The sequence below is a fragment of the Mesorhizobium sp. P2_E9 genome (genome assembly GCF_056403815.1).
This window is the reverse complement of the sequence record NZ_JBFUET010000049.1, coordinates 1-1,397: the sequence shown is the minus strand read 5'-3', so window position 1 is coordinate 1,397 and position 1,397 is coordinate 1. Positions and strand designations below refer to the sequence as shown.

Annotated in this window: 1 protein-coding gene; it reads left to right on the top strand. The window is 62.2% G+C overall.

Annotation, left to right across the window (positions count from 1 at the left end; genetic code table 11):
- Positions 1-54: 54 nt before the first annotated feature.
- On the top strand, positions 55-1,397 hold a 1,343-nt coding region (locus AC1D05_RS35700; RefSeq protein WP_477447670.1), incomplete at its 3' end, for an IS1182 family transposase.

Below are 1,397 nucleotides of genomic sequence, written 5' to 3'. Positions count from 1 at the left end.
TCAGACTGCTGACAAACCCCTGGCATTTGCCGGGGGTTTTTGATTCACTGGGCCATGTTGAAGCGACCCGCCCCTGAACAGACCGCGCTCGAGATGGTAACGCTGGATCAGTTGGTTCCGGCTGATCACCTGTTGCGCAAGATCGACCGTTTGATCGATTTCTCCTTCATCCACGATCTGACCGCGCCGCTGTATTGCCCCGACAATGGCCGCCCGCCGCTCGACCCGACCTTGATGTTCAAGGCTCTGTTCATCGGCTACCTGTTTGGAGTTCGCTCGGAACGGCAGCTGGTGCGCGAGATCGAGGTCAATGTCGCCTATCGCTGGTTCCTGCGGCTGAAGCTGACGGACAAGGTGTTCGACGCCTCGACGTTGTCACAGAATCGGCGGCGGCGTTACGACGACACCAGCGTGTCGCAGGCGATCTTCGACCGCATCGTCGAGCAGGCGATCCGGGCGGGTCTGGTCGACGGCACGGTGCTTTACACCGACTCCACCCATCTGAAGGCCAACGCCAACAAGACCCGCTTCGATCTGGCGGTGGTCGCCAAGTCGCGTGCCGATTACTGGGAGGCGCTGGACGCGGCGATCGATGACGAGCGTGCCGCCCATGGCCAGAAACGGCTGAAGGAGAAAGAGCGCAAGCCGCCCGAGAAGGAGACCAAGGTCTCGCGTACCGATCCCGACAGCGGGTACATGGTGCGCGAGGGCAAGCCGAAAGGCTTTTTCTATCTCGATCATCGCACGGTGGATGCAGCGCACGCCATCATCACCGACACACACACGACAGCGATCGTCCACGATTCGACCGTCTACCTGTCGAGGCTCGATCGGCAGGTGCAACGCTTCGGCTTTGATGTCGGCGCCGTCGGGTTGGACGCCGGCTACGCCACGGCAGGCATCGCCAAAGGACTGGAGGATCGAGCTATACGCGGTGTCACCGGCTATCGCCGCCCCAGACCGCCCAAACCCGGCATGATGGCACCGTCATCCTTCATTCATGAGCCGGCGGCTGATGGCTATCGCTGCCCACAGGGCCAGGTGCTGACCTACGCCACCACCGACCGCAATGGCTACCGCCACTACAAGAGCGACCCAGCTATCTGCCGCGACTGTCCACTGCTCGCCTCCTGCACGACCAATGCCAAAGCCCAGCGCACCATCATCCGCCATGTCTGGGCCGATGCGAAGGAGCGCACCGACGCCAACCGGCTCACCGCATGGGGCAAGGCCGTCTACCGTCGCCGTAAGGAAACCGTTGAACGCTCTTTCGCCGACGCCAAGCAACTGCATGGTCACCGCTATGCGCGGTTCCGAAGTCTCATCAGGGTCGCCTGCCAGTGCCTGATCGCCGCCGCCGCCCAGAACATCAAAAAGATCGCCCTTTGCCTATGGCC